22 protein-coding genes are annotated in these 26,802 nt (G+C 67.1%); 12 read left to right on the forward strand and 10 right to left on the reverse strand.

Annotation, left to right across the window (positions count from 1 at the left end; genetic code table 11):
• Positions 1 to 99 precede the first annotated feature (99 nt).
• From G6N55_RS04990 to G6N55_RS05015, 6 genes are all read left to right on the forward strand, one after another.
• Complete coding sequence (locus tag G6N55_RS04990) at positions 100 to 2,268, forward strand: acyltransferase family protein (protein ID WP_085225617.1); 2,169 nt, start codon at positions 100 to 102, stop codon at positions 2,266 to 2,268.
• An 85-nt stretch (positions 2,269 to 2,353) separates the two neighbouring features.
• The gene (gene glgX / locus G6N55_RS04995; RefSeq protein WP_197747387.1) at positions 2,354 to 4,519 is read left to right on the forward strand and encodes a glycogen debranching protein GlgX; all 2,166 of its coding nucleotides are present in this window, start codon (positions 2,354 to 2,356) and stop codon (positions 4,517 to 4,519) included.
• Positions 4,520 to 4,522: 3 nt separating this feature from the next.
• The gene (gene treY / locus G6N55_RS05000) at positions 4,523 to 6,823 is read left to right on the forward strand and encodes a malto-oligosyltrehalose synthase (RefSeq protein WP_085225619.1); all 2,301 of its coding nucleotides are present in this window, start codon (positions 4,523 to 4,525) and stop codon (positions 6,821 to 6,823) included.
• On the forward strand, positions 6,816 to 8,537 hold the full coding sequence (treZ, locus tag G6N55_RS05005) for a malto-oligosyltrehalose trehalohydrolase (protein WP_085225621.1): 1,722 nt from the start codon (positions 6,816 to 6,818) through the stop codon (positions 8,535 to 8,537). Before treY ends, treZ begins: the two co-directional genes overlap by 8 nt.
• Positions 8,538 to 8,546: 9 nt before the next feature.
• A complete protein-coding gene (locus tag G6N55_RS05010; protein ID WP_085225623.1) occupies positions 8,547 to 9,197 on the forward strand; it encodes a class I SAM-dependent methyltransferase in 651 nt (216 codons plus the stop codon).
• Between the two features lie 39 nt (positions 9,198 to 9,236).
• Positions 9,237 to 10,466: a serine hydrolase domain-containing protein gene (locus tag G6N55_RS05015; protein WP_085225625.1), complete on the forward strand. Its 1,230-nt coding sequence runs from the start codon at positions 9,237 to 9,239 to the stop codon at positions 10,464 to 10,466.
• Between the two features lies 1 nt (position 10,467).
• Here the strand turns inward: G6N55_RS05015 and G6N55_RS05020 are convergent, their stop codons facing one another.
• The gene (locus G6N55_RS05020) at positions 10,468 to 11,793 is read right to left on the reverse strand and encodes an aminotransferase class I/II-fold pyridoxal phosphate-dependent enzyme (protein WP_085225627.1); all 1,326 of its coding nucleotides are present in this window, start codon (positions 11,791 to 11,793) and stop codon (positions 10,468 to 10,470) included.
• Between the two features lie 10 nt (positions 11,794 to 11,803).
• Here G6N55_RS05020 and G6N55_RS05025 point away from each other — a divergent pair, with 10 nt between their 5' ends.
• Entirely contained in the window at positions 11,804 to 12,472 is a 669-nt protein-coding gene (locus tag G6N55_RS05025) for a pyridoxamine 5'-phosphate oxidase family protein (RefSeq protein ID WP_085225629.1), read from the forward strand.
• Between the two features lie 85 nt (positions 12,473 to 12,557).
• On the opposite strand, the gene ilvA is transcribed toward G6N55_RS05025, so the two are convergent.
• The 3 genes from ilvA to G6N55_RS05040 all read right to left on the reverse strand — a co-directional run bounded on the left by ilvA (position 12,558) and on the right by G6N55_RS05040 (position 16,281).
• On the reverse strand, positions 12,558 to 13,856 hold the full coding sequence (ilvA, locus tag G6N55_RS05030; protein WP_085225631.1) for a threonine ammonia-lyase: 1,299 nt from the start codon (positions 13,854 to 13,856) through the stop codon (positions 12,558 to 12,560).
• 43 nt (positions 13,857 to 13,899) lie between these two features.
• Positions 13,900 to 14,337: a nitroreductase family deazaflavin-dependent oxidoreductase gene (locus G6N55_RS05035; protein ID WP_085225710.1), complete on the reverse strand. Its 438-nt coding sequence runs from the start codon at positions 14,335 to 14,337 to the stop codon at positions 13,900 to 13,902.
• 69 nt (positions 14,338 to 14,406) lie between these two features.
• Positions 14,407 to 16,281, reverse strand: a complete 1,875-nt coding sequence (locus G6N55_RS05040) for a lysophospholipid acyltransferase (protein WP_139827040.1) — start codon at positions 16,279 to 16,281, stop codon at positions 14,407 to 14,409.
• Between the two features lie 206 nt (positions 16,282 to 16,487).
• Between G6N55_RS05040 and G6N55_RS05045 the strand changes: the two genes are divergently transcribed.
• The gene (locus tag G6N55_RS05045; RefSeq protein ID WP_085225712.1) at positions 16,488 to 17,333 is read left to right on the forward strand and encodes a class I SAM-dependent methyltransferase; all 846 of its coding nucleotides are present in this window, start codon (positions 16,488 to 16,490) and stop codon (positions 17,331 to 17,333) included.
• Here G6N55_RS05045 and G6N55_RS05050 read toward each other — a convergent pair.
• On the reverse strand, positions 17,330 to 17,731 hold the full coding sequence (locus G6N55_RS05050; RefSeq protein WP_085225635.1) for a MerR family transcriptional regulator: 402 nt from the start codon (positions 17,729 to 17,731) through the stop codon (positions 17,330 to 17,332). The two genes, G6N55_RS05045 and G6N55_RS05050, sit on opposite strands and share 4 nt — an antisense overlap.
• A 60-nt stretch (positions 17,732 to 17,791) precedes the next feature.
• On the opposite strand from G6N55_RS05050, the gene G6N55_RS05055 reads away from it, so the two are divergent.
• Entirely contained in the window at positions 17,792 to 18,226 is a 435-nt protein-coding gene (locus G6N55_RS05055; RefSeq protein WP_085225636.1) for a PPOX class F420-dependent oxidoreductase, read from the forward strand.
• A 120-nt stretch (positions 18,227 to 18,346) separates the two neighbouring features.
• Here G6N55_RS05055 and dnaE read toward each other — a convergent pair whose 3' ends face one another.
• Positions 18,347 to 21,880: a DNA polymerase III subunit alpha gene (gene dnaE, locus G6N55_RS05060; protein ID WP_085225638.1), complete on the reverse strand. Its 3,534-nt coding sequence runs from the start codon at positions 21,878 to 21,880 to the stop codon at positions 18,347 to 18,349.
• 59 nt (positions 21,881 to 21,939) lie between these two features.
• A complete protein-coding gene (locus tag G6N55_RS05065; RefSeq protein ID WP_085225640.1) occupies positions 21,940 to 22,557 on the reverse strand; it encodes a TetR/AcrR family transcriptional regulator in 618 nt (205 codons plus the stop codon).
• Between the two features lie 170 nt (positions 22,558 to 22,727).
• On the opposite strand from G6N55_RS05065, the gene G6N55_RS05070 reads away from it, so the two are divergent.
• Positions 22,728 to 23,039 carry an EthD domain-containing protein gene (locus G6N55_RS05070; protein ID WP_197747388.1) on the forward strand — a complete coding sequence of 104 codons (312 nt, stop codon included), beginning with the start codon at positions 22,728 to 22,730 and terminating at the stop codon, positions 23,037 to 23,039.
• Positions 23,040 to 23,049: 10 nt separating this feature from the next.
• On the opposite strand, the gene G6N55_RS05075 is transcribed toward G6N55_RS05070, so the two are convergent.
• The 3 genes from G6N55_RS05075 to G6N55_RS05085 form a co-directional block, all read right to left on the reverse strand.
• The gene (locus tag G6N55_RS05075) at positions 23,050 to 23,481 is read right to left on the reverse strand and encodes a type II toxin-antitoxin system Rv0910 family toxin (protein ID WP_085225644.1); all 432 of its coding nucleotides are present in this window, start codon (positions 23,479 to 23,481) and stop codon (positions 23,050 to 23,052) included.
• 126 nt (positions 23,482 to 23,607) lie between these two features.
• Positions 23,608 to 24,411 carry an SDR family NAD(P)-dependent oxidoreductase gene (locus G6N55_RS05080; RefSeq protein ID WP_085225646.1) on the reverse strand — a complete coding sequence of 268 codons (804 nt, stop codon included), beginning with the start codon at positions 24,409 to 24,411 and terminating at the stop codon, positions 23,608 to 23,610.
• Positions 24,412 to 24,415: 4 nt separating this feature from the next.
• On the reverse strand, positions 24,416 to 25,435 hold the full coding sequence (locus G6N55_RS05085) for an SDR family NAD(P)-dependent oxidoreductase (protein WP_085225648.1): 1,020 nt from the start codon (positions 25,433 to 25,435) through the stop codon (positions 24,416 to 24,418).
• 223 nt (positions 25,436 to 25,658) lie between these two features.
• On the opposite strand from G6N55_RS05085, the gene G6N55_RS05090 reads away from it, so the two are divergent.
• Entirely contained in the window at positions 25,659 to 26,069 is a 411-nt protein-coding gene (locus tag G6N55_RS05090) for a group I truncated hemoglobin (protein WP_085225650.1), read from the forward strand.
• A 74-nt stretch (positions 26,070 to 26,143) separates the two neighbouring features.
• Positions 26,144 to 26,791 carry a lysozyme inhibitor LprI family protein gene (locus G6N55_RS05095; protein WP_085225652.1) on the forward strand — a complete coding sequence of 216 codons (648 nt, stop codon included), beginning with the start codon at positions 26,144 to 26,146 and terminating at the stop codon, positions 26,789 to 26,791.
• Positions 26,792 to 26,802 lie beyond the last annotated feature (11 nt).

Genomic DNA, 26,802 nt, shown 5'->3' on the forward strand with positions numbered 1-26,802 from the left:
TTCGCGGCTGTTACAAAACGCCACTTGCTCCACTGAGCGGCATCGCCGGGAGGCGAGCGCAGAGGAGCGAGTGGCGTTTTTGGGTAAATTAACGTGGTCATGCAGATCACGTCAGCGCCTCCGCCGCCGGCCGTCACGGCGAATCCGGCCAGGTCGGGGGTGCGCGAAAACGGATCTGCGGGGTTCTATCGCTACGACCTCGACGGCTTGCGCGGGGTCGCGATCGCGCTGGTCGCCGTCTTCCACATCTGGTTTGGCCGCGTCTCCGGCGGTGTCGACGTCTTCCTGGCCCTGTCCGGGTTCTTCTTCGGCGGCAAGATCCTGCGCGCCGCGCTCAACCCGGCCGTCACACTGTCGCCGGTCGCGGAAGTGGTCCGGCTGATCCGCCGTCTGGTGCCCGCCCTGGTCGTGGTCCTGGCCGCGAGTGCAGTGCTCACAATTCTGGTGCAGCCGCAGACCCGCTGGGAGACCTTCGCCGATCAGAGCCTGGCCAGTCTCGGCTACTACCAGAACTGGGAGCTGGCAAATACGGCGTCGGACTACCTGCGGGCGGGCGAAGCCGTCAGCCCGTTGCAGCACATCTGGTCCATGTCGGTGCAGGGGCAGTTCTACGTGGCCTTCCTGCTGCTGGTCGCCGGCTGCACCTTCCTGTTCCGGCGCCCGCTCAAGGCGCACCTGCGCACGCTGTTCGTGGTGCTGATCAGTGCCCTGACAGTGGCCTCCTTCGTCTACGCGATCTTCGCGCACTCCGATGACCAGTCGATCGCCTACTACAACAGCTTCGCGCGCGGGTGGGAGTTGCTGCTGGGCGCCCTCGTCGGTGCGGTGGTGACCAACGTCCGGTGGCCGACATGGCTGCGCACCGCCGCCGCATCCGTCGCCCTGGCCGCAGTGGTGTCCTGCGGGGCCCTGATCGACGGCGTCGACGAGTTTCCAGGGCCGTGGGCCCTGGTACCGGTCGGGGCCACCATGCTGATGATCCTCGCCGGGGCCAACCTGCAGGGCGGCCCGGGCACCGACGGCCGGCTGCCGCTGCCGAATCGGCTGCTGGCCACCCGGCCCCTGGTGGAGCTGGGCGCCATCGCGTACTCGCTATACCTGTGGCACTGGCCGCTGCTCATCTTCTGGCTGTCCTACAGCGGCCACAAGCACGCGAACTTCGTCGAGGGCGTGGCGATACTGCTGATGTCCGGGGGGCTCGCGTACCTGACCACCCAGCTCGTCGAGGATCCGCTGCGTTACCGGGCGCCGCAGGGAACCGTCGCGGCCCCGGTGCTGCCGTGGTGGTCGCGGTGGCGCCGGCCGACGATGGCGCTCGGCGCGGTTGTCGTGCTGCTGGGCGTCACGCTGACCGCCACCTCGTTCACCTGGCGTCAGCACGTGACGGTGCTGCGGGCCGCGGGCAAGGAACTGTCCGTGCTCAACCCGCAGGATTATCCCGGCGCCCGGGCCCTGACCGAGCACGTGCGGGTGCCGACGCTCCCGATGCGGCCCAGCGTTTTGGAGGTCAAGGACGATCTGCCGGCCTCGACGGCCGACGGCTGCATCAGTGACTTCGTCAACCCGGCGGTGGTCAACTGCGTCTACGGCGACTTCGCCGCGACCCGAACCATCGCATTGGCCGGCGGGTCGCACGCCGAGCACTGGCTGCCGGCACTGGATGTGCTCGGACACGCCCATCACTTCAAAGTTGTGACATATCTCAAAATGGGCTGCCCGTTGTCCACCGAACAGGTCCCGTTGATCATGGGCAACAACGCCCCGTACCCGCAGTGCCGCGAGTGGGTGCAGCGCACGATGGACAAGCTGATCTCCGACCGCCCCGATTACGTGTTCACCACCACGACCCGGCCCTGGAACATCAAGTCCGGTGACGTGATGCCGGCGACCTACATCGGGATCTGGCAGACGTTGTCCGACAACAACATTCCGATCCTCGGCATGCGTGACACGCCGTGGCTGGTCAAGAACGGCCAGCCGTTCGATCCCGCGGACTGCCTGGCCAAGAAGGGCGGAAACGCGACGTCGTGCGCGATCAAACGCTCCGACGTGCTGTCCGATCGCAACCAAACCCTGGATTTCGTAGAGCAATTCCCGCAGCTCAAGGTGCTCGACATGTCAGATGCCATCTGCCGCACCGATGTTTGCCGTCCGGTCGAAGGAAACGTGCTGATCTACCACGGTGCGCATCACCTGACCCCCACCTACATGCGGACCATGGCCCACGAGCTCGGCGTCCAGATCGAGGCCGCCACCGGCTGGTGGTAGCCCGGACAGGACAGTCCGCCGCGGATAAGGTCAAGTGGTGCCGTCAACCAACCCGGCTTCCGGACCGGCCCCAGCATCGGGTGCTGTGACACCGGACGAGGCCACTCCCACCTTGCCCACCGTTTGGCCAGGGGACGCTTATCCCCTCGGAGCCACCTATGACGGGGCGGGCACTAACTTTTCGCTGTTCTCCGAGATCGCCGAACAGGTCGACTTGTGCCTGATCGACGAGCGCGGCAACGAATCGCGGATCCCGCTTGACGAGGTCGACGGCTATGTGTGGCACGCCTATCTGCCGAACATCACTCCCGGTCAGCGTTACGGATTCCGGGTACATGGCCCGTTCGATCCGGCCGCCGGCCACCGGTGCGATCCGAGCAAGCTGTTGCTCGACCCGTACGGGAAGTCGTTCGACGGCGATTTCACCTGGGGTCAGGCGTTGTTCTCCTACGACCTGAACGCGATCGACCCCAACGGCGACACCACGATTACCGGCACTCCCCCGATGATCGATTCACTGGGCCACACGATGACCAGTGTGGTGATCAATCCGTTCTTCGACTGGGCCTTCGATCGCGCGCCACTGACCCCGTACCACGAGACGGTGATCTACGAAGCCCACGTCAAGGGGCTGACCAAGACCCACCCCGGCATACCCGAGGGACTGCGCGGCACCTATGCCGCGCTGGCTCATCCGGTGATCATCGATCACCTCAAGTCGCTCAACGTCACAGCGCTGGAGCTGATGCCGGTGCACCAGTTCATGCACGACGAACGGCTGCTCGACCTCGGCTTGCGAAACTACTGGGGCTACAACACATTCGGGTTCTTCGCCCCGCACTACCAGTACGCATCGAATCGGCAGGCCGGCAGCGCGGTCGCCGAATTCAAAATGATGGTGCGCAGCCTGCACGAGGCCGGCATCGAGGTCATCCTCGACGTCGTCTACAACCACACCGCCGAAGGCAACCACCTGGGGCCGACGATCAACTTCCGCGGCATCGACAACAGCGCCTACTACCGGCTGCTCGACGAGGACCTGCGGTTGTACAAGGACTACACCGGCACCGGCAACAGCCTCAACGCCCGCCACCCGCACGTCCTGCAGCTGATCATGGACTCGCTGCGCTACTGGGTGACCGAGATGCACGTCGACGGGTTCCGCTTTGACCTGGCCGCCACACTGGCCCGCGAGCTGCACGACGTAGACCGCCTGAGCGCGTTCTTCGATCTGGTGCAACAGGATCCGATCGTCAGCCAGGTGAAATTGATCGCCGAGCCGTGGGATGTCGGCGAGGGCGGTTATCAAGTCGGCAACTTCCCGGGTTTGTGGACCGAGTGGAACGGGAAGTACCGCGATACTGTGCGTGACTATTGGCGGGGCGAGCCCGCAACCCTGGGCGAGTTCGCTTCCCGGCTGACCGGGTCTTCGGACCTGTACGAGGCGAGCAGTCGGCGGCCCAGCGCCAGCATCAACTTCGTCACCGCGCACGACGGGTTCACCCTCAACGACCTGGTCTCCTACAACGAGAAACACAACGAGGCCAACGGCGAGGACAACCGGGACGGAGAAAGCCACAACCGGTCGTGGAACTGTGGTGTCGAGGGTCCGACCGACGACCCGGAGATCGTCGAGCTGCGCAGCCGCCAGATCCGCAACTTCTGGGCCACCCTGATGGTCAGCCAGGGCACGCCGATGATCGCGCACGGCGACGAACTCGGGCGCACCCAGCAGGGCAACAACAACGCCTACTGCCAGGACTCCGAATTGGCTTGGATCGACTGGTCTTTGGTGGACAAGAACGCCGATCTACTGACCTTCGCCCGCAAGGTGACCAAACTGCGCAAGAGGCATCCGGTATTTCGCCGGCGCCGATTCTTCGACGGTGAGCCGATCCGCAGCGGTGACGAAGTCCGCGATATCGCCTGGCTGACGGCGACCGGCCGGGAAATGACGCACGACGATTGGAACCAGGGCCTGGACAAGTGCGTCGCGGTGTTCCTCAACGGGGAGGCGATCACCGCACCCAATGCCCGGGGCGAACGCGTGGTCGACGATTCATTCCTGTTGTGCTTCAACGCCCACAAGCGGGCCGTGGAGTTCGTCACACCGCACGACGACTACGCGCGGGAGTGGACCGTGGAGATCGACACCAACCATCCCGCCGGGACGGCGGACCTGGTGATAGCCGCCGAGGAAAAGGTCACCATTCCGGGCTGCTCGGTGCTGATCATGCGAAAGACCGCCTGACATATGGGTTTTCCCGTGCGCTCCACCTACCGGTTACAGCTGCGCGGACCCGCCAGTGGCAGCGCCTTCACTTTCGCCGACGCCGAAAATCTGCTGGACTACCTCGATGAGCTCGGGGTGTCGCATCTGTACCTGTCCCCGATCCTGACCGCGGTCAGCGGGTCGAGTCACGGATACGACGTCACCGATCCGACAACCGTGTCACCGGAGCTCGGCGGCGCCGAGGGTCTGGCGCGGCTGTCTGCGGCGGCCCGAGCGCGCGGCATGGGGCTGATCGTCGACATCGTGCCCAACCATGTCGGAGTCGATGCGCCCCAGCAGAACCCGTGGTGGTGGGATGTGCTGCGGCATGGCCGATCATCGGACTACGCAACGTTTTTCGACATCGACTGGGATCTCGACGAGCGGGGCCGCATCGTGTTGCCGGTGCTGGGTTCCGACGACGACGTCGCCGACCTGACCGTCGACGGCGACCTGCTGCGGTTAGGCGATCTGGCACTGCCGATCGCACCCGGCACCGGCGAGGGCACCGGCCCCCAGGTCCACGAGCGCCAGCACTACCGGTTGGTGGGCTGGCGCAGCGGCATCGTCGGCTATCGGCGCTTCTTCTCCATCACCTCGCTGGCCGGGTTGCGTCAGGAGGATCGCGCCGTGTTCGACGCCAACCACGCGGAGATCGCGCGCTGGTTCCGCGACGGACTGGTCGACGGGGTGCGCATCGACCACCCTGACGGATTGACGGACCCCAGTGGGTATTTGGCGTGGCTGCGCGAGCTGCTCGGCGCGGATGCGTGGATCGTCATCGAGAAGATCCTGGCCATCGACGAGGCGCTGGAGCCGACGTTGCCGATCCAGGGCACCACCGGCTACGACGTATTGCGGCAACTGGGCGGAGTTTTCGTCGACCCCACCGGGGCGCCCGCGCTCACCGCGCTGGTCGAATCCGCCGGTGTGGACTACCACGGCATCCCGCGGCTGCTGGCGGATCTCAAGGTTACGGTGGCCACCGAGGCCCTCGCCAGCGAGCTGGCCAGGCTACGGCGGGCGATCGTGGCGGCCGCCGGCTCCGATCACCCACTGCTGCCCGACGCGGTGGCCGCACTGCTCAGCCACATCGACGTCTACCGCACCGACTACCTCGGGCTGGCAGCCATCTTGCCCAGCGCACTCGCCGAAACCCAAGCCGCACAACCAGAACTGGGGCCGGCACTGCAGGTGCTCACCGCCGCGCTGGCCCACGGTGGCGAGCCCGCCGCGCGCCTGCAACAACTGTGCGGCGCGGTGACCGCCAAGGCCGTCGAGGACTGCTTGTTCTACCGCGACGCCCGGCTGATTTCGCTCAACGAGGTGGGCGGCGAACCGCACCGGTTCGGCGTCGGCGCGGCGGAGTTTCACCACAGTGCCGCCACCCGTGCCCGGCTGTGGCCGCAGGCGATGACCACGCTGTCCACCCACGACACCAAGCGCGGCGAGGACGTGCGCGCCCGCATCGGGGTGCTGTCCCAGGTGCCCTCGCTGTGGACGGAGTTCATCGCCCGCTGGGAGATCGAGACACCCTCCCCCGACCCGGCGACCGGACAGTTCTTGTGGCAGAACATCTTCGGGGTGTGGCCGCTGGACGGCCAGGTGACCGACGCACTGCGGGACCGGCTGCATGCCTACGCCGAGAAAGCGATCCGGGAAGCCGCACTGCACACCTCGTGGAACGACCCGGACACCGCGTTCGAGGATTCTGTGCACGAGTGGCTGGACGGCGTGCTGGACGGGCCGGTCGCCGCTCAGCTGACCGAGCTTGTCGCCCAACTCAATCCGCATGCCGCCAGCGATGCGCTGGGCCAGAAGATACTCGCGCTGACCGTGCCCGGCATTCCCGACGTCTACCAGGGCACCGAGCTCTGGGACGACAGCCTGGTCGACCCGGACAACCGCCGGCCCGTTGACTATACCGCGCGCAGAACCGCTCTCGAAGAATTACAACACCCGAAGCTGCGCGTCGTCACCACGGCACTGCGGCTGCGGCGCTCGCGCCCGGACAGCTTCCTGCGCGGCAATTACGTGCCGGTGCCGGCCAGCGGCGAGGCCGGTGATCATGTCGTGGCGTTCCGGCGCGGCGACGACATTCTGGTCGCGGTTACCCGCTGGACGGTGCGGCTGGCCGAAACGGGTTGGGGTAAGACCGTATTGCCGCTGCCCGAGGGCTCATGGACCGACACGCTCACCGGCGCGACGGCGAGCGGTCCGACATCGGCCGCCGACTTGTTCGCGCACCTCCCCGTCGTGCTATTGGAGCGAAACAATGGCTGAGTTCCGGGTCTGGGCTCCCAAACCCGCGCTAGTTCGCCTCGACGTCGACGGCGCGGTGCACGCGATGACGCGCGCCCAAGACGGCTGGTGGCATGCGGATGTCGACGCTCCCGCAGACGCCCGCTACGGGTACCTGCTCGACGACGACCCCAAGGTGCTGCCCGACCCGCGATCGCCGCGGCAACCCGACGGGGTGCACGCCCGCTCCCAATTGTGGGACCCCAGCGACACCTGGACGGACGGTGACTGGGCCGGCCGGTCGGTCGGGGGCGCGGTGATCTACGAGCTGCACGTCGGCACCTTCACCGCCGCGGGGACGTTCGACGCGGCGATCGAAAAGTTGGACTACCTTGTCGATCTCGGAATCGACTTCGTCGAGCTGATGCCGGTCAACTCCTTCGCCGGAACCCACGGCTGGGGATACGACGGCGTGCTGTGGTACAGCGTGCACGAACCCTACGGCGGGCCGGACGGCCTGGTCCGCTTCGTCGATGCCTGCCACGCAAAGGGTTTGGGCGTCTTGATCGACGCGGTGTTCAACCACTTCGGCCCGTCGGGAAATTACCTGCCGCGGTTCGGCCCTTACCTGTCGTCGGGGAGCAATCCGTGGGGCGAGGGCGTCAACATCGCCGACGCCGACTCCGACGAGGTGCGCCGCTACATCATCGGGTGCGCGCTGCGCTGGATGCGCGACTTTCACGCCGACGGGCTGCGGCTGGACGCGGTCCACGCGCTGGTAGACACCACAGCCGTCCACATTCTCGAAGAGATGGCGACCGAAACCGATTGGCTGTCACGACAAGTGGGCCGGCCGCTATCTCTGGTCGCCGAGAGCGACCGCAACGACCCGCGGCTGATCACCCCGCGCGACCACTACGGCTACGGCATCACCGCGCAGTGGGACGACGACATCCATCACGCCATCCACACCGCGGTGTGTGGCGAGCGCCAGGGCTATTACGCGGACTTCGGTTCGCTGGCCACGCTGGCGGACACCTTGCGCCGCGGCTTCTTTCACGCCGGCACCTATTCGTCGTTCCGCCGGCGCCGGCACGGCCGGCCACTGGACACCAAGGCCATCCCGGCCGGCCGGTTGTTGGCCTACACCTGCACGCACGACCAGGTCGGCAACCGTGCGCTCGGGGACCGGCCGTCGCAGCACCTGAGCGGTGGGCAGCTGGCGATCAAGGCCGCCCTGGTCCTCGGGTCGCCTTACACCGCAATGCTTTTCATGGGTGAGGAATGGGGAGCATCGACGCCGTTTCAGTTCTTCAGCTCCCACCCCGAACCGGAACTGGCCCGGGCCACCGCCGAGGGACGCAAGGCCGAGTTCGCCGAACACGGCTGGGACGCGAACGACATTCCCGATCCGCAGGACCCGCAGACGTTCCAGCGTTCCAAGCTGAACTGGGACGAGGTCGGCGACGGGGACCATGCGCGGCTGCTGGGTTTCTATCGGGACCTGATCGCCTTGCGGCGCAAGGACCCCGACCTGGCCGACCCGTGGCTCGAGCACCTGACCGTGGACTACGACGAGGAAATGCGCTGGATTGCCCTGTCGCGCGGACAATTACGTATTGCCTGCAATCTCGGTGCCGAACCGGTGACGGTACCGGTCGGCGGCGAGGTCGTGCTCGCGTGGGGCGAGCCGACCGGCAGCGGTGGCGGCACTGTGCTGGAAGGGCATTCGGTCGCGATCCTGCGCCACGGATAAACTCGGCACATGGCCGAGCAACCCACCAAGGACTTCGTGCCGGCGGCTCCGCAGTTGTGGACCTATGACGCGCTGAGCTTTCTGCTGACGAATGCTCGGCGCTGGCGACCGGCACTGCTCGCGCAGCTGTCCCCCGCCCCCCGCGACGTGATCGCCGACGTCGGTTGCGGTACCGGCACTCAGCTGCGGCTGGTCGCCCGCGCCTGCCCGTCGGCGAGGCTGATCGGGATCGACCCGGATGCCGCGATCCGTGAGCGGGCCCGCGCCAAGCTGGCCGGCCAATCGGTCGAGTTGCTGGCCGGCTATGCGCGCGACGCCGCGCGCCTGCTGGGCGGGCGCGGCGTCACGAAGGTGTTGTCCTCACTGGTTTTTCATCAGGTGCCGCTCGAGGAGAAGCGCGCCGGCCTGACCGCGATCCGCGAGGCGCTGCCACCCGGCGGCAGCCTGCACGTCGCCGACTACGGCCTGCAGCGCACCGCGAAGATGCGCAAGCGGTTTCGGCTTGTGCAAAAGGGCGACGGGTTCGAGAACACCGAACCCAACGCCCGGGGCGTACTGCTGGAGCTGATGGCCGAGGTGGGTTTCGACCACGTCGAAGAAACGCACGTTTTCGAGACGGTCAGCGGATCGATGTCGGTCTACCGCGCCCAGGTTCGCTAGCGCTACCATCACGGCACCGACGACTGCAATGGAGCAGAGATGGCGCAAAAGGTGCAGATTCCACCCGATCTGATCGGCGGCGACGTCGACGAGGGCTACGGCAAGGTCGCAGACGCCTTTCGTCGCAACCTGAACAGCGGCCAGGAGGTCGGCGCCGCGATCGCGGTCTACCGGGACGGGCACAAGGTCGTCGATCTGTGGGGTGGCTACCGCAACGGGAACACCCGGGCGCCGTGGCAACACGACACCCTGGTCAATGTCTTCTCGACCACCAAAGGCATTGCGTCGGTTGCCGTTGCGCTGGCCGCCTCCCGCGGTTACCTGTCGTATGACGCCGTGGTCGCCGACTACTGGCCCGAGTTCGCACAGGCCGGCAAGGACGCGGTCACGGTGCGGCAGCTGCTGGCGCACCAGGCCGGGCTGCCCGTCATCAAGCCGCCGCTGACGCTGCAGGAGCTGGCCGATCCGCCGAAGATGTCGGCCAAGCTCGCGGCGCAGGCGCCCGCGTGGGCACCGGGGACGCGGCACGGCTATCACGGCATCACCCTCGGCTGGTATGAAGGCGAACTGATCCGCCGGACCGACCCCGCCGGGCGGTCACTGGGCCGGTTCTTCGCCGAGGAGATCGCCGGTCCGCTGGGGCTGGACCTCTACATCGGGCTGCCCGACTCGGTGGACCGCGATCGGGTGGCGTACTTGGACGCCTGGTCCTTGCCCCAGCTGCTCTTTCACCTGAACACCATGCCGCGCCGCCTGGCGTTGGCACTGTTCAACCCGTTCGACCTGGCGGCGCCCTCCCTCACCGTCGCCAAAGGCATCAACGACCTGGGCGACTTCAACCGCGACGAGCTGCGCGTGGTCGAGATGCCCGCGGTCAACGGCACGGCCACCGCGCGCTCGATCGCCAAGCTGTACGGCAGCGCCGCTACCGGAAGTCCCGAGCTCGGCCTGAGCGCCGGCACCCTCGATGCCCTGAAAAGCCCCGCCCAGCCACCGACAAAAGGGTTGCGCGACAAGGTGCTACACGTCGACACCAATTTCACGCTGGGCTTCAACAAGCCCAGTCCCCTCTCCATCTTCGGTTCGTCGGCCAATGCCTTCGGAACGCCCGGAGCGGGCGGTTCGTTCGGATTCGCCGATCCGGACACCGGCATCGGCTACGGCTACGTGATGAACAAGTTGGGCTTCCACTTGCTGAGCGACCCCCGCGAACTGGCCCTGCGCACCGCGTTATTCCACGAGGCGCTGGGAACCAGGCCACAAACCTGACCTACACGCTGGAACGGCCGGCGGTGCGCATCGCCTCGGCGATCGAATCGGCAAGCGGAACGATCTCGGCGTCGGTCAAATCGGCGATGGTGACCCGGATTCCGGCCGCTGTGCCGATCCGGAACCGTGAACCGGGCGCCGCGGCCCAACCCGAGTTGATGAGCCGGGTGATCGCGACCGTCTCGTCGGGCACCGGGATCCACACATTGAGGCCGGAGCGGCCGTGCGCGGCGATCCCGCGGTCGGCCAGCGCCGAGCGCAGTCGTGTTCTGTTGTCGGTGTAGTGCTGCTCGGCTTGTCCGACGAGACGCGACGCCGCGTCATCCGACCACAAGCGCACCGCGAGGTCCTGCAGCAGATGGCTCACCCACCCCGGCCCCAACCGCAGTCGTCCGTGCACGCGCTCGATGGTGCGCTCATCCCCGGCGAGCACGGCCACCCGCAGGTCGGGGCCGTAGGCCTTCGATGCCGACCGCACGAACGCCCAGTGGCCGCTCGATCCGGCCAGCGAATGCAACGGCACACCGGAAATGCCGGCGCAATGGTCGTCCTCGAGGACGAGCACTTCCCGGCCCGTCAGCAAGGCGCGCAGTTCGGCCCCGCGCGGCGCGGACAGCGCCGCCCCGGTCGGGTTCTGCGCTCGGGTGGTGACGACCAGCGCGCGCACCCCGCGGCCCAGCGCCCGCGCCACGTCGGCGACCAGCGGGCCGTCGTCGTCCACGCACACCGGCTCGACCGAAAGGCCCAGCGCGGCAAGCAGATCCAGTAGGTTGGCCCAGCCCGGATCCTCGACGGCCACCCGGTCGCCCGGGCGAAGGTGCGCGGTGAGCGCCCGTTCGATGCCGTCGAGCGCTCCGCTGGTTACCGCGAGATGGTCGGCGGGAACACCGTCGGCCCTCAGCGCCGCACCGGCGCACTCGGCCAGCTCCGCCGACATGGCCGGCTCCCCGTAGAGCACCGGGCGCCGAGGTGCATGCGAATCATGTTGTGGCACAGCAGCAATGGGCAACAGGGTGGGATCCGGGTTGCCGGTCGACAAATCGCGGACGCCCGCGGGGATGTCCAGGCCGAGCAGCGAGCGCGGCGTGGTCGCGGGGCGGTGCCGCACCCGGGTGCCGCGCCGTCCCGAGGTTTCGACGGCCCCGCGATCGCGCAGCAGACGGTAGGCCGCGGCGGCCGTGTTGGCATTCACGCCGAGTTGTGCGGCGAGTTCGCGCACCGGGGGCAGCGTGTCGCCGGGCGTCAGGGCGCCGCTGGAGATTCCTTCTTCGATGTTGGCGGCTATGGACTCCGCGCCGCTCCCCGCTATGCTGTATTGCACTGGCACATTCAATATTATGTACTATTACAATATCGAAGGCAATCCGACGGACTACCGCCCCACGTCTCACACGACGCCCACCCGGTACCGGGATCGCGCTCGCTACGACCGCGACACGGTCCACCGCATCCTCGATGAGGCCCTGATCTGTCACCTGGGCTATCTGGGCGACGGCCGGCCGGTGGTCTTGCCGACCACACACGCCCGCCTCGGCGAGACGCTGTACGTCCACGGCTCGACCGGCAGCGGTCCGATGCTGGCCGCCAAGCCGGCCGGCCTGCCGGTCTGCGTCACCACCACCCTGGTCGACGGGCTGGTGCTGGCCCGATCGGCGATGCACCACTCGCTGAACTACCGCTCGGTCGTCGTGATGGGCACCGCGCGCCTCGTCGACGACCCGGCTGAAAAGCGGCGGGCATTTGACGCGCTGCTCGACCACGTCCGGCCGGGGCGCGCCGCCGACTGCCGGCCCCCGAACGCCCGCGAACTCGCCGCAACGGCGGTGTTCGCCCTCGACCTCGTCGAAGTCTCCGCCAAGGTGCGCGACGGCGGTGTGGCCGACGATCCCGAGGACACCGCACTGCCGCACTGGGCCGGGGTGGTGCCGCTGCGCCTGGCGGCCGAACCGCCGGTGCCGGCGCCCGATCTCGACCCCGCTACCCCGCTGCCGTCTTACCTGACCTGACTACGCGCGGTGACGACGCCGAACGTCGACTTGTTGGTGCGATGGGCGCGACTTTCGCCCGACAACTCGACGTTCGGCGCTCAAGTCACAGCAGCAGGTAGCGGTAGGCCGGCGAGCCCGGCTGCAGCTTCTCGAAGTGAATCTCGGTCTCGCGCATCCGGTCCAGCAGGTCGTCCAGCTCGGCCGACGAGCCCAGCTGGATGCCGACCAGCGCCTCACCCGTCTCGCGGTTGTTGCGCTTGACGTACTCGAACAGGGTGATGTCGTCGTTGGGTCCGAGCACGTCGTCGAGGAACCGGCGCAACGCACCGGGCTCCTGCGGGAAGTCCACCAGGAAGTAGTGCTTGAGGCCGAGGTGGACGAGGGAGCGCTCGAGCACTTCGCCGTAGCGTGACACGTCGTTGTTGCCGCCCGAGATGAGGCAGACGACCGTGGACCCCGGCTCGACGTCGGCTTCCAGCAGGCCGGTGACGGACAGCGCGCCCGCGGGCTCGGCGATGATGCCCTCGTTCTGATAGAGGTCCAGCATCGCGGTGCAGACCGCGCCCTCGTCGACGGTCGTGATCGACACCATGTCGCCCGCGGCGGCCAGTGCGGCATGCGTCAGGGTTCCCGCCCGCTTCACCGCGGCGCCGTCGACGAACTGGTCGACGTGGTCCAGCGTCACCGGCTCCCCGGCGGCCAGCGCGGCCATCATCGCCGCGGCCCCGGCCGGTTCGACCCCCAGCACCGACGTGTTCGCCGTCCGCTCGGACAGATAGGTCGTGATGCCCGCGATGCAGCCACCGCCGCCCACCGGCACCACCACCAGGTCCGGCTCCCCAATACCAAGCTGGCCCAGCTGGTCCAGCAGCTCGACGGCGATCGTGCCCTGACCGGCCATCGTGCGCAGGTCGTCGTACGGGGGCACCAGCGTCGCGCCGGTGCGCTTGACGTCCTCGAGCGCCGCCTCGGCGGCGAGATCGTAGGTCGATCCGCCCACGATCAGCTCGATGAAGCTCTCCCCGTGGTAGCGGATCCGGTCGCGCTTCTGCTTGGGCGTTTTGGCCGGCACGTAGACGCGGCCGTGCACGCCCAGGCTCCGGCAGGCGTAGGCGAACCCCTGCGCATGATTGCCGGCCGAGGAGCACACCACGCCGGCGCCGATCTCCTCGTCGGACAGCTGTACCAGCAGGTTGTAGGCGCCGCGCAGCTTGTAGGAACGCACAATCTGCAAGTCCTCGCGTTTGAGGTAAACCTGCGCACCCGTGATCGCCGACAGCCGATCGCTGTACTGCAGCGGGGTGGGTGTGACTACCGCGGCAATCCGCTGCGCAGCGCTGTCAATGTCGGCCGCGGACAGCGGCGGTGACATGCTCGGGCTCTGGCTCGGTTCAGCGGACACCGAATAATGGTGCCACGCACCCCCGGCTACCTGCCTAATCGGCTCAGTTCACCGGGGTCAGCACGAACACCGGAATCTGGCGTTCAGTCTTCGCCTGGTACTCGGCGTAGTTCGGAAACGCCGCGACGGCGCGCTCCCACCACACGGCCTTTTCGTCGCCGAACACCTCGCGGGCGTCGTAGTCGCCGGTCACCGAGCCATCCTGCAGCTCGACTCGGGGGTTCTTCGCAACGTTGTAGTACCACACGGGGTGCTTGGGGGCACCACCGAGCGAGGCCACGATCGCATACTGCCCGTCGTGTTCGACCCGCATCAGCGGCGTCTTGCGCAGCTTGCCGGACTTCGCTCCGACGGTGGTCAGCAGGATCACGGGCATCCCCTGCAGGTCCGTGCCGTCGGTTCCGCCGGATTCCATGTACTTCTCGGCCTGTTCACGGGCCCAATCCGAGGTCGACGGTTCGTACTCTCCGGTGAGTGGCATGTTCACCACTGTAGGCCCGCGCGTGGCGATTTCGCCCCGGGCCGAATGCCGGCTAAGGCGCGATGCGAATCATTGCGCCCGGGCGAGTTCGGCGATCGCGTTGACGCGTCGCGTCGCCGTCGCGATCTCGTCGGCGAACTCCTGGCGGCGCTTGGCGAGTTGCTCACGATCCGCACCGTCGACCAGCTCCCGGTGGCGCGCCAGCCGCAGTGCGGTCTTGAACAGCTCCATCGACCTCGACTCGGCGCTGGCGATTCTGCGCTGCAGCTCCCACTGCTTGCCCAGCTCCAGACATTCGTTGAGGAACCCATTTTCGTCGAGGGACTCGTCCTCGAGGGCGGCCAGCCGGTCGGCGACGATGTGGTACGCGTCGAGGAAGGGCCGCAACACCAAATGCGCCAACAACAGGTCGGCCGATTTGAGCAGCCCCCGCACATCGGCGGCCGCGGCGGCCTTGCTGGTGTCCTCCACCGGGCCGATCAGGCGCACTTCGTCGGCCAGCTCCTTTTCGAACTGGGTGCGGCCGGAGAACAGGAACTCGAACTTCAGCAACTCCCGCAGGCTCAGCGCCTCGTCGCGCACGGTCACCGGTGACACCATGCCGTCCGCGGAATTCTCGGCATTCTCGACGGCGGCGAGCAGCGCCGTTTCGGCGATCGCACGATCGACCAGGATGTGGATCGCGGTGTTGCGGTAGAACGCCGCGACCAGGTGCTGGTCCTCGCCGATCCCCCACACCGCCTCGGTGCCGGCTTCGTACACGCTGACTACTCCGGACGCGACGAGCTGGTGCAAGGTCCACCGGATCGTGGAGCGGTTGGTCAGGTCCGCGGCGCCGGCGACGGCCCAATTGCGCGCCGTGATGTAGCTGGCCAGCGGGCGGACGGTGGCCAGCACCTCGCTGATCGACAGCGACCGGTCCGCACCCAGCAACGCCAGATTCACCACCGCGGTGGGAGTGACCGGTGTCGCGCGGTTGATCCGGTGCTCGACGTCCAGCGCGATGCGTTCGATTTCGGTCCCGGTGCCCGTGTCGTCGCCGCGCATCTCCTCGAGGCGTTTGCGCAGCGGCAGCGGTTCACCGAAGTCGAGGTAAGCGCGACCCAGCCGCTTGCCCTGCTGCCGTGCCAGGCCGACCAGGAAGCGAAGGTCCTCGGGACGTTTCGCCGCCCCGTAGGCTTCGGTGGTCATCGCCTCCACCTCGTGCAGCTGGTCATACACGATCGACGTCGGCACCAAAAACACTTCGGGACCGTCGATTTCGTCGACGGCGTCGGTGAGGTAGCGCAAAATGCCGAATACCGGAGGCCGCAGCTTGCCGGTCCGGGTGCGCCCACCTTCGATCGACCAGGTGAGGTTGGTGTGGTCTTGCACCAGCTGCGCGGTGTAGGCGCGCAGCACGAATCGGTAGACGGGAATGTCTTTGGTCTGACGCCGGATGAAGATCGTTCCGGTGCGCTTGGCGAAGCCGCCCATCGGGAAGAAATTCAGGTTGGCCCCGCCGAAGGTAAAGGCCGCCGAGAGCCGATTGGCGACGATCATTTCCGGCAGCAGCATGCCGTCCAGGTACGACCGGTGCGAAAAGGCAAACGCCAGCGTCGCTTTGCGATCCAGTTTGCGCAGCTGCGAGATCTGGTCCTCGTCGACCAGCACGTCGTAGGCCCGCATCAGCCAGCGGCTGAACCCGCGCCAGCCCTGCACCGCCCGCTCGTCGAGCGAGGCCGCCATCTCCCGCAGATAGCCCGCCGCCTCCGCGCGTACATCGCCGGGATCGCGGCCGAGCTCGTCGGCCAGCTTGGCCAATTTCTCGTCGTACCACGACGCGCCGAGCAATTGGGCCACGGCAGGCGGGTCGGTCGATAGCGGCGTTACCGGTTCGTCGATTATTCCGCTGCGCTGCAATACCTTTCGAGCTCCGACGCGACCGATTTCACGCGCTGTCACGAGCCGCCCGCCGGTCATGCCGCTCGCACCGTTCTCGTCATTCCCGTTCTCCTTCAGGTGTCGTCGGGTGGCGGGACCGGCCGGCCGCGCGTTGTCGACATCCCCTCGGTGAGCGTACGTCCGCCGTCGGGGGCCATGGAACACAATTCGCGATTTGACGGGCACACCGACCTGCCCGGCCGACCGGCGCCGAGTACGTTCGGGTGATGCGGCCCCAACCCGACACTGGCGCGAGCGACCTCACGCCACTGGAGGAAACCGCGTTGCTGACCCAGTACGCCAGAGCGCTGGACAGCCGATGGCCGCGGCCCATTCTCGGGGATTCGCTGGCCGCCGACATCGTCGACAAGATCGACTACGACTTCGCGGGGCTCGGCATCCCCGCGAGCGTGGTCTGCCAGACCGCGCTGCGCGCCAAGATGCTCGACGAACGGGTGCGCGCATTCACCGCCGCGCATCCGAACGCGGTCGTCGTCGATCTGGGCGCCGGGCTGGACTCGGGCCCGTTTCGGGTGCGCCCGCCGGCAGGCGTCGACTGGTACAGCGTCGACCTGCCCGGAGTCAGCGCGCTGCGGCGCCAGGTGCTTCCGACCAGCGGGCGAGCCCACGTGCTGACCGCCTCGGTGGCCGATCAGAGCTGGCCCAACACCATCCCGTCCGACCGGCCCGTCATCGTGATCGCCGACGGACTGTTCGCATTCTTATCCGAGCCGGTGCTGATCGCCCTCTTCCGGCGCATCACCACCTATTTCACCTCCGGGGAGTTGGCCTTCAACGACTACGGCCGCATCGGCTGGTTCAGTCGGCTGGCGGTGAAACTGGCCCCGCAGCGGATGTTCAGCAGCGTCGGCGCGCAATGGGGCTATCCGGGGTTCGAAGACGCGCACGTCCCCGAAAAGTGGAACCCGTTGTTGAAGCTCGTCGAAGAGGCCAGCCTGGCACACGCTCCCGAGGTCGAGCTGTTTCCGGGCTGGATTCGGTTCGCTACCAAGCTTTCCGGGATGTTCGAGGTGTCCGCCCGCAAGGCCCGGATCCTGCGCTACCAGTTCTAGGCCGGATGGATGCCGCAGGTACAGGCGTCGATGGACGGACAGGTGCAGCTCATCCCCCACTCGATGACGGCGCGCGCCCGCGCCAGCGAGGCCATCTGATCGTCGATCTCGGCGAGTTTGGCCTCGGCCAGGGCGCGGCTGGCGGGGCGCCCCGGCGCGTCGTCGGCGAACAGCAGCTGGATTTCGTCCAGCGCGAAGCCGGCGGATTTGCACAGCCGGATGACCTCGAGACGGGCCAGGATCGACTCGTCGTAGCGGCGCCGGCCGGCCAGCCGCGCCGGTGACGGCAGCAGCCCGATCTGCTCGTAGTAGCGCAGCGTGGTCGCGGCCACCCCGGCTTCGCGCGCGACGTCGCCGATCGTGAGCGTCGCCCGCTCGCGGGTGGTTGCAGCGGCCATCGAACCTCCCGGAATCACCGCGCTTGACTTAGAGCCAACTCTAAGTCGTTGACTGGGACCATGCACAACAGCGCACTCGGCGATGCCCGCTACGCCCTGCTCCGATCGTTCCGGCGCGACGGCACACCCCGCGATACCCCGATCTGGTTCGCGATGGACGGGGACGCGTTGGTATTCCGGACCAAGGTCGGCCCCAAGACCAAGCGCCTGGCCGCCCACCCCGACATCGAACTGCGGGCATGCGACCACCGCGGCCGGGTTCGCGACGGCGCGGCGACGGTGGCCGGGCGGGCCACGCTGCTGTCGGGCGCCGAGGCCGAACGGGCCAACCGGATCCTGCACCGCCGCTACGGCTGGCAGTGGAATATCGTCCCGCTGATCAAGGTGCCCGGGGTGACCAACGTGCACCAGGATCTGGGCGTCCGGGAGAAGCTGCGCCGGGCACGCGATCGCGGGGTCTGGTCCGACAGCGTGATCGTCCGGGTGGAGCTGTAAGCGCCGCCTTTGAGTGCGCGCTCACGGTTTTGGGTGTGCGCTGACGGCGGCGACACGCCGGACGGTGCCGCCCTGAACGCACACTCGGTGGCAGCGGCGTTCTAACGCCGCGATCGGCGCCTAGCTGCCCAGGCAGCCCGGGCCGAGGAGTTCCTTCAAGTCGCCCATCAGCGCCGGCGACGGTGTCACACGCAGCGACTGATCGAGCTCCAGCGTGGTGATCCGGTCGCCGCTGATCAGCCGCAGATGCACCTGCGAGGTGCCCGGATGCCGCGCCAGCACCTGCTTGAGCGCACTCACCTTGTCGATGGTGCACTGCCGGGTGGGCAAGCTGACCGCAATCGGCCGGTTCGGCTGGGCATTGGAAAAGTCCGGCACCACAAGCTCATTGGCGATCAGCGTGATCCGGTCGTCGCGGATCGCGACCTTGGCGTTGACCAGCACCACCGCGTCGTCGACGATGTCGGCGCCGTAGGCGGAGTACGCGTGCGGGAAGAACATCACCTCGATGCCACCGGTGAGGTCTTCCAATTGAGCTGACGCCCAGGGCATTCCGTTCTTGTTGACGCGCCGGTTCACCGAGGCGAGGATGCCGCCGACCCGCACCTGTGTCTCGTTGTTGACGTCGCCGTCGAGAATCGCCGGAATCTGGGTGTCGACCTGTGCGGACAGCAGGTGCGCCACCCCGTTGAGCGGATGCCCGGAGACGTAGAGCCCCAGCATTTCCCGCTCCAGGGCGAGCTTGTGTTTGTCTTCCCACTCGTCCTCGGGCACCCGGATGGTGAACACCGTGTCCCCGCCGGCATCGCCGCCACCGAACAGGTCGTACTGGCCCATCGCCTCGGCCTTCTTGGTGCCCAGCACCGAGTCGACGGCGTCGGTGTGCACCAGGAACAGCCCCTTGCGGGCATGCCCCAGCGAATCGAACGCGCCGGCCTTGATCAGCGATTCAGTGACCTTCTTGTTGCACGCGGAGATGTCGATCTTGTTCAGGTAGTCCGAAAAATCGGTGAATTTGCTTTTCTCGCTTCGGGTTTTGATCAGCGAGCCCACCACGTTGGCGCCGACGTTGCGCACCGCGCCCAGGCCGAAGCGGATGTCCTTTCCGACCGACGCGAAGTTGACCAGGGACTCGTTGACGTCCGGCGGCAGCACCGTGATGCCGAGCTTGCGGCAGTCGGCCAGGTAGACCGCGGCCTTGTCCTTGTCGTCGCCTACCGATGTCAACAGGCCGGCCATGTACTCGGCCGGGTAGTTGGCCTTCAAATAGGCGGTCCAGTACGAGACCAGGCCGTAGCCCGCCGCGTGCGACTTGTTGAACGCGTATCCGGCGAACGGAAGAATGGTGTCCCACAAGGCTTTCACCGCTTTTTCGGAGAAGCCGTTGGCCGTCATCCCCTCTTTGAAGCCCTGGTACTCGGCCTCGAGCACCTCGAGCTTCTTCTTACCCATCGCCTTGCGCAGCGCGTCGGCCTTACCCATCGTGTAGGAGGCGACCTTCTGGGCGATGAACATGATTTGCTCTTGGTAGACGATCAAACCGTATGTCTCGGAAAGGATCTCGCGCAGCGGTTCCTCGAGCTCCGGATGGATCGGCTTGATCGCCTGCCGGGCGTTCTTGCGGTCGGCGTAGTCGTTGTGGGCGTTCATGCCCATCGGCCCCGGACGGTACAGCGCCAGCACGGCGACGATATCGTTGAACTCGGTGGGCTGCATCCGGCGCAGCAGGTCGCGCATCGGCCCGCCGTCGAGCTGGAACACGCCCAGGGTGTCGCCGCGGCCCAGCAGCTCATAGGTGGGCTTGTCGTCGAGTGGCACCGACTCCAGGTCGAGGTCAATTCCCCTGTTGGCCTTGATGTTTTCCAGCGCGTCGCCGATGATCGTCAGGTTGCGCAGGCCCAGGAAGTCCATTTTCAGCAGGCCGATGGCCTCACACGACGGGTAGTCCCAGCCGGTGATGATGGCCCCGTCTTGCGGGCGCTTCCACAGCGGGATGGCCTCGGTCAGCGGCTCGCTGCTCATGATCACCGCACACGCGTGCACGCCGGCGTTGCGGATCAGGCCCTCCAGGCCGCGCGCGGTCTGGTAGATGGTGCGCACGTCCGGGTCGGTCTCGATCAGGCCGCGCACCTCGGCGGCTTCTTTGTACCGCTCGTGGGCCGGGTCGGTGATGCCGACCAGCGGGATGTCCTTGGCCATGATCGCCGGCGGCAGCGCCTTGGTGATCCGGTCGGCGATGGCAAACCCGGGCTGACCGTAGTGGATCCGCGCTGAATCCTTCAGTGCCGCTTTGGTTTTAATCGTGCCGAAGGTGATCACCTGCGCGACGCGGTCCGACCCCCACTTGTCGGCGGCGTAGCGCACCATCTCGCCGCGGCGACGGTCGTCGAAGTCGATATCGATATCGGGTGCCGACGGACGTTCCGGGTTGAGGAACCGCTCGAATAGCAGGCCGTGCGGAATCGGGTCGATGTTGGTGATGCCCAGCGCCCAGGCCACCAGCGAGCCCGCCGCCGACCCACGCCCCGGCCCGACCCGGATGTCGATGGACTTCGCGTGGTTGATCAGGTCGGCGACGATCAGGAAGTAGGCCGGGAAGCCCTTGTCGCAGATGACCTTGATCTCGTACTCGGCCCGCTCGATGTACTCCTGGCCCACACCGGACGGAAAGCGCCGCTGCAGCCCCGCCATCACCTCGTGGTGCAGCCAGGTCGCCTGGTCGTGGCCCTCGGGCACCGGGAAGACCGGCATCCGGTCGCGTGGCGCCCACACCTCGGCGTAGGACTGCACCCGCTCGGCGATCAGCAGGGTCGAGTCGCAGGCCCCCGGCACCTGGTCGTCCCAGAGCTTGCGCATCTCGGCGGCCGACTTGAGGTAGTAGCCGTCACCGTCGAACTTGAACCGATTCGGGTCCGACAGCGTCTTGCCGGTCTGCACACACAACAGCGCCTCGTGGTTGTGCGCGGCGTCGCGGGTGACGTAGTGGCAGTCGTTGGTGGCCAGCGGCGGGATCCCGAGCTTGCGGCCGATCTCGAGCAGGCCGTCGCGGACCCGCGTCTCGATGGACAGCCCGTGGTCCATCAGCTCCAGGAAGAAGTTGTCGGCACCGAAGATCTCGCGCCACTTGGCGGCCGCTTCCAGCGCCTCGCGGTCGTGCCCCAGCCGAAGACGGGTCTGCACCTCCCCCGACGGGCACCCGGTGGTGGCGATGATGCCCTCGGCGTGTTCGGCGATCAGCTCGGCGTCCATGCGCGACCACTTGCCCAGCTGGCCCTCGAACGAGGCCAGCGACGACAGCTTGAACAGGTTGCGCAACCCGGTGGCGCTTTCGGCCACCATCGTCATGTGCGTGTAGGAGCCGCTACCCGAGACGTCGTCGGACTTCTGGCCGGGGTCGCCCCAAAGAATCCGCTTGGTGTCGAAGCGCGAGCCCGGCGCGATGTAGGCCTCGACGCCGATGATCGGCTTGATCCCGACCTTGGTCGCCGCGTTGTAGAACTCGCTGGCGCCGAACATGTTTCCGTGGTCGGTCATGCCGACCGCGGGCATCTGAAGCCGCTCTACCTCGGCGAGCATCGGCGTGATCTTCGCGGCACCATCGAGCATCGAATACTCGGTGTGGTTATGCAGGTGCACGAAGGAGGACTGGTTCATAGGCACGCCAGTCTATGACCGACTACCGACGTATTCTCGGCGTGTCGCGCAAGTGTGTCTCAGGTCTTTTTTTGGGACCCGGCGATGCCGGTAAGGACTATCGCCAACATCCGGTCCGCCTCGCCCTCGCCGGTGGTTTCGGCGGCCATCGCTATGGCGTTGACGAGGGTGATGACGTCGCCCAGGGTGACATCGGTCCGCACGACGCCGTCGACCTGGGCACGATGCAGCAATGACGCGCCGATCGCATGAACCGCCGACTGGCACGCCTCGACGAATTCCGAGTCGTCGCGACGACCCGTTGCGAAGGCGGCAGCCAGGCCATTCTTGGCGCCGACATGCGTGATGTAGGCGCGCAACCAGCGGGTGAACGCCTGGCCGCTATCGGGTTCGGCGGCAAGCTTTTCGCCCAGCACGCACAGGGCCTGCACTTCGCTCACGCACACCGCGACCAATAGATCGCGACGATCGGGAAAGTGGCGGTACAGGGTGGCATTGCCCACCCCGGCCCTCCTGGCGATCTCGTCCAACGCGACCTGCGGCCCGTTCGCGGCAAACAACTCGTCGGCGGCCGCCAACAAGGCGTCGTAGTTGCGCCTCGCGTCAGCACGCATCGGCGGATCGACAAGGCGGTCCAACCGGGCGCGGGCGGCGCCGATCGGTGGCTGTTGCGACATGGCGGGCGATCCTCGGCGGTGGGCTTGCTAATCGGGGGATTCCCCAGTTACCTTAACCGAGAGCGTAAGTGGGGAATCCCCCAGATGGACGGAGAGTCCGTCCGTCACCACCCCGATGTGGAGGAAATGCCGTGCTGAGGATTCTGAGTTATCTCGCCAAGCGCGACGGTATGGACACCGACGAGTTCATCGACTACTACGAAAATCAGCATGTACCAATGATTTTGAGCCTGGCGGCCCCGCCTTTGGTCTACAAACGTCATTACCTGCAACGCGGCGACGCGCTGAACATCGGGGAGGCCGGCATTGACTTCGACGTGGTGACCGAGCAGGTGTTCACCGACCGGGAGGAATTTCTCTCCTGGATCGCCGCGGTGACCGGCGGCGGCAACGGCGATCGCGTTGCGGCCGACGAGGCTCGATTTCTGGACCGCTCCCGCACGCGAAGCTGCCTCGTGTCCGACTACGTCACCACGGGCTAGCGTCGGCCGTTCATCCGTACAACTCGACGAAGTTCTTCAACGACTTCTCGACGTCGCCCTTGACCGCGCGTGCCGCCGCCGATCCGACCGGCCCGAACAACGCCCGACCGCCCAGCTCGAGCCGCAGGCCCAGGGTCGCTCCATCGCCGCTGGGCCGCACGGTCAGGGTGACGCCGTACTTCGCTCCACCCTTGCCCGAGCCGGACATCGCGACCTCATGCGGCGGGTCCCACTTGGTCACCGTCCAGGTGACGCGGTTGCGCATGCCCTTCGCGCGTGCCACGCCGACGACCTGGGTCCCTTCGCCGATCTCGTCGGGCAGCTCGCTGCGCCACCCCTCGTGCATGGTCAGCCAGTCGCCCAGGTCGGACAGATCGGAGACGTGCTCCCACATGTCCTGCGGGCTCATCGGGACGTCGGCGGTCAGCTCCACAGCGGCCATCAAGCAAACCTAGCCCGACGCCGGCCCGGCGTTGAGTGTGCATTCAGGTCGCCCTGGACGCACACTCGCCACCCTGGACGCACACTCGCCACCGTGGGCGCGCACTCGCGAAGAGCCCAACCACGCTCAGCGGCTGGGGCCGCCGCGGAATCGGTTGCCGATGCGGATCGCCGGCAGCAGCAGGCTGCGTGGCGTGTACCTGCCGCCGTTGCTGACGACCTTGGGCACGACGCCGGGGACGACCGTGCGCTTGCCGGACACCATCCCCTCGATGGCGGCCTCGGCAACGTCGGCCGGCGAGACCTGTGCCAGGGGCACGCTGAATCGCGTGGCGTTGGCGATCTCGGCCCACTCGGTGGGCACCGGGCCCGGGCACAACGCCGTCACCGACACCCCCGTGCCGTGCAGCTCTTCGTGGACGGCTTCGGAAAACGTCTGCACGAAGGCCTTGGTCGCCGAGTACACCGCCATGTAGGGCAGCGGCTGAAACGCCGCGATCGACGCGATGTTCATCACCGCTCCGGCGCCGCGCTCGACCATGCCGGGCAGCGCCGCATGCGTGAGCTCCATCAACACCAGCGCATTGAGCGTGACCTCTTCACTCTCGCGTTCGACCGGCAACTCGTGAAAGACCCCGCTGGTGCCGAAGCCGGCACTGTTGCACAGCCCCGCGATCGGTTCGGCGCGCAGCCGGTCGGCCAATTTCGCGCGCCCCTTGATGTCGCTGAGGTCCAGCGGCATGACCTCGACCGCGACCGAGTGTTCGGACCCCACTTCGTCGGCGATCTCATCGAGACGCTCACGCCGCCGCGCGACGAGCAACAGCGGGAAGCCGCGGCGGGCCAGGCCGCGAGCCAGTTCGGCGCCGATCCCCGAGGAGGCGCCGGTGATGACAACGGTCGTCTGATTGCCGGATTTCGGAAGGCTCATCGCGTCACCAATGAATCCCGCGAGTCGCTTGCACGAACGTCTCGCTTCGTCTATCCAATTCCGATGTGCCGGTTGCGGATTCGCTGCCTTTGGCGGCGTGGGAGTCGTCGAACATGCCGAACGCCCGGTTGCGCACCCGATCCATCACCGCCGGGTTGACCGCGTCGGCGACCGCGGCGAATTGCCCGAACGGCGAGCTGGCCCGCCGCGGCCGGTGCACGAGCGCGTCGGTGATCACCCCGGCCGCCTGATCCGGCGTCAGCGCCGGGAACTTGTCGTACATCTTGGTCGGGCTGATCATCGGCGTCCGCACCAGCGCCATGTGCACCGTGGTGAATCGCACGTCGTCGCTCATCACCTCGGCCTGCAGTGCGTCGCAGAGGCTGTCGAGGGCGGCCTTGCTGGCGATGTAGGCACCGAAACGCGGCGCGCGGGTCTGCACGCCGACCGAGGAGACATTGACGATGTGCCCGAAACCACGCTCGCGCATGCCGGGGATGAACTTGAGGATGAGCTGGACCGCGCCCAGGTAGTTCAGCTGCATCGTGCGCTGGTAGTCGTGAATCCGGTCGTAGGAAAGCGCCAACGAGCGACGGATGGACCGGCCCGCATTGTTGATCAGAATGTCAACGCCACCAAGCTCGTTGAGCACCTTGTCGGCCATCGCGGCGATGGCGTCCATGTCCGAGAGGTCGCACGGGTAGACGTGGGCGACACCGCCGCGGATCGCTCGGATTTCAGAGGCAACCTTCTCGAGGTTCTCCGGCGTGCGGGCCACCAGCACCACCTGGCCGCCGGCTTCGGCGATCTTCTTCGCCGCCGCCTCCCCGATGCCCGACGATCCGCCGGTGATCAGGACGGTCTTGCCGTCGACGGCCTCGCCGAGGCTGTGGCCTTGCACGGCGTCCAGCAGATTCCGCAGATAGAACGGTCGATATCGCCCGGCCGAGTTGGGGGTATTGATGATGTTGGAGACCACCGCGAATGGCTTTTCCACCAAGTTCGTCAAGTCACCAAGGTTCATCGGTTGTCGCTCCTTACGGCGGATGGTGTGACGTGGGTCATACAGTCAACCTAGGGCATTACGCGACGGCGACGAACCAATGGCCGTCACCTGAACGAGGCGAACCCTCTCACCGGATAACCGGAGATGCCGCTACCCGCCGGCAATCGGCTTGTTACGTCGGGCAATCCGAGCGTGATCGCGGACTAACTGAGGGGCAACGCCGAAGTGGTCCGCTGGTTACATGAAACTCTCGGCAACGTTCCGCAAGTTGGAGCCGAAAACCATCTACCACCGGATCGGCGGGCACGAGGCGCTCGAAGTCGTCGTCGAGGACTTCTACGTGCGGGTGCTCGCCGACCCCCAACTGTCCGGCTTCTTCACCGGAACGAATATGAACCGCCTCAAGGGCAAGCAGGTGGAGTTCTTCGCGGCCGCGCTCGGCGGCCCAGAGCCCTACCTGGGCGCCCCGATGAAACAAGTGCATCAGGGTCGCGGCATCACGATGCACCACTTCAGCCTGGTGGCCGGCCATTTGGCCGACGCCCTGGCCGCGGCGGGTGTACCGCCGAAAACGGTGACGGACATCCTGACCGCCGTCGCACCCCTGGCACCCGAGATCACGTCCGGGGAGGTCGGCACCGCCACGGTCTGAGCCGCGGCTATGAATTTGCCGGCGCGCGGGCGTGTCGCGCCCGGTGATCCCCGCGCAGCCGGTAGTCAGCACGTATGAGGCCGATCGCAGTCATCGCCGTGGCACTGATGGTGGGCGCGTGCAGCTCCCCGACCAACCAGCCGGCGTCCAGCTCCCCGACCAATCACCCGCCGTCCGCGTCGCCCACCAACGCCGGCCCCGCCCCGATCCCGGCGGCGGTCGACTGCACCAAACCGGCGAACGCCGCGCAACAGCTGGTCTGCACCGACTCGCATCTCTTCGACCTCGAGCGCCAGTTGGGGGCCGCTTATCGCCAGGCGCTGGCCCGCCCCGGCACCGACCAATCCGCCCTGACGGCCGCGCAGACCAGCTGGGCTGCGGGCCGCGATGACTGTGCCCGCAATGCCGACGTCCACACCTGCGTGCTGGAGGCCTATCAGACCCGGCTGGTGCAGCTGGCCGTCGCCGACCCCGCCACGGTGGCTCCGCCGGTCATCACCTACCACTGCCCCGCCGAATCCGGCCCACTGACCGCTCAGTTCTACAACCAGTTCGACCCGCAAACGGCGGTGCTGAATTGGAAAGGCACCCAGCTGATCCTGTTCATCCTGCCGTCGGCCAGCGGTGCCAGATACGGCCGGCAGGGCTCCGAATACTGGGAGCACCAGGGCGAAGTCAAACTCGACCTCAACGGGACCAAATTCGTTTGCTCCACGTCGTGATCTCGTCGAGT

The sequence above is a fragment of the Mycobacterium florentinum genome (genome assembly GCF_010730355.1).
Lineage (GTDB): Bacteria > Actinomycetota > Actinomycetes > Mycobacteriales > Mycobacteriaceae > Mycobacterium > Mycobacterium florentinum.

Coding starts and splice junctions, on each gene's coding strand:
- G6N55_RS04990 (WP_085225617.1), top strand. CDS start 100: ATGCAGATCACGTCAGCGCCTCCGCCGCCGGCCGTCACGGCGAATCCG.
- treY (WP_085225619.1), top strand. CDS start 4,523: ATGGGTTTTCCCGTGCGCTCCACCTACCGGTTACAGCTGCGCGGACCC.
- treZ (WP_085225621.1), top strand. CDS start 6,816: ATGGCTGAGTTCCGGGTCTGGGCTCCCAAACCCGCGCTAGTTCGCCTC.
- G6N55_RS05010 (WP_085225623.1), top strand. CDS start 8,547: ATGGCCGAGCAACCCACCAAGGACTTCGTGCCGGCGGCTCCGCAGTTG.
- G6N55_RS05015 (WP_085225625.1), top strand. CDS start 9,237: ATGGCGCAAAAGGTGCAGATTCCACCCGATCTGATCGGCGGCGACGTC.
- G6N55_RS05025 (WP_085225629.1), top strand. CDS start 11,804: ATGTACTATTACAATATCGAAGGCAATCCGACGGACTACCGCCCCACG.
- G6N55_RS05035 (WP_085225710.1), bottom strand. CDS start 14,337: ATGCCACTCACCGGAGAGTACGAACCGTCGACCTCGGATTGGGCCCGT.
- G6N55_RS05045 (WP_085225712.1), top strand. CDS start 16,488: ATGCGGCCCCAACCCGACACTGGCGCGAGCGACCTCACGCCACTGGAG.
- G6N55_RS05050 (WP_085225635.1), bottom strand. CDS start 17,731: ATGGCCGCTGCAACCACCCGCGAGCGGGCGACGCTCACGATCGGCGAC.
- G6N55_RS05055 (WP_085225636.1), top strand. CDS start 17,792: ATGCACAACAGCGCACTCGGCGATGCCCGCTACGCCCTGCTCCGATCG.
- dnaE (WP_085225638.1), bottom strand. CDS start 21,880: ATGAACCAGTCCTCCTTCGTGCACCTGCATAACCACACCGAGTATTCG.
- G6N55_RS05065 (WP_085225640.1), bottom strand. CDS start 22,557: ATGTCGCAACAGCCACCGATCGGCGCCGCCCGCGCCCGGTTGGACCGC.
- G6N55_RS05070 (WP_197747388.1), top strand. CDS start 22,728: ATGGACACCGACGAGTTCATCGACTACTACGAAAATCAGCATGTACCA.
- G6N55_RS05075 (WP_085225644.1), bottom strand. CDS start 23,481: ATGGCCGCTGTGGAGCTGACCGCCGACGTCCCGATGAGCCCGCAGGAC.
- G6N55_RS05080 (WP_085225646.1), bottom strand. CDS start 24,411: ATGAGCCTTCCGAAATCCGGCAATCAGACGACCGTTGTCATCACCGGC.
- G6N55_RS05085 (WP_085225648.1), bottom strand. CDS start 25,435: ATGAACCTTGGTGACTTGACGAACTTGGTGGAAAAGCCATTCGCGGTG.
- G6N55_RS05090 (WP_085225650.1), top strand. CDS start 25,659: ATGAAACTCTCGGCAACGTTCCGCAAGTTGGAGCCGAAAACCATCTAC.
- G6N55_RS05095 (WP_085225652.1), top strand. CDS start 26,144: ATGAGGCCGATCGCAGTCATCGCCGTGGCACTGATGGTGGGCGCGTGC.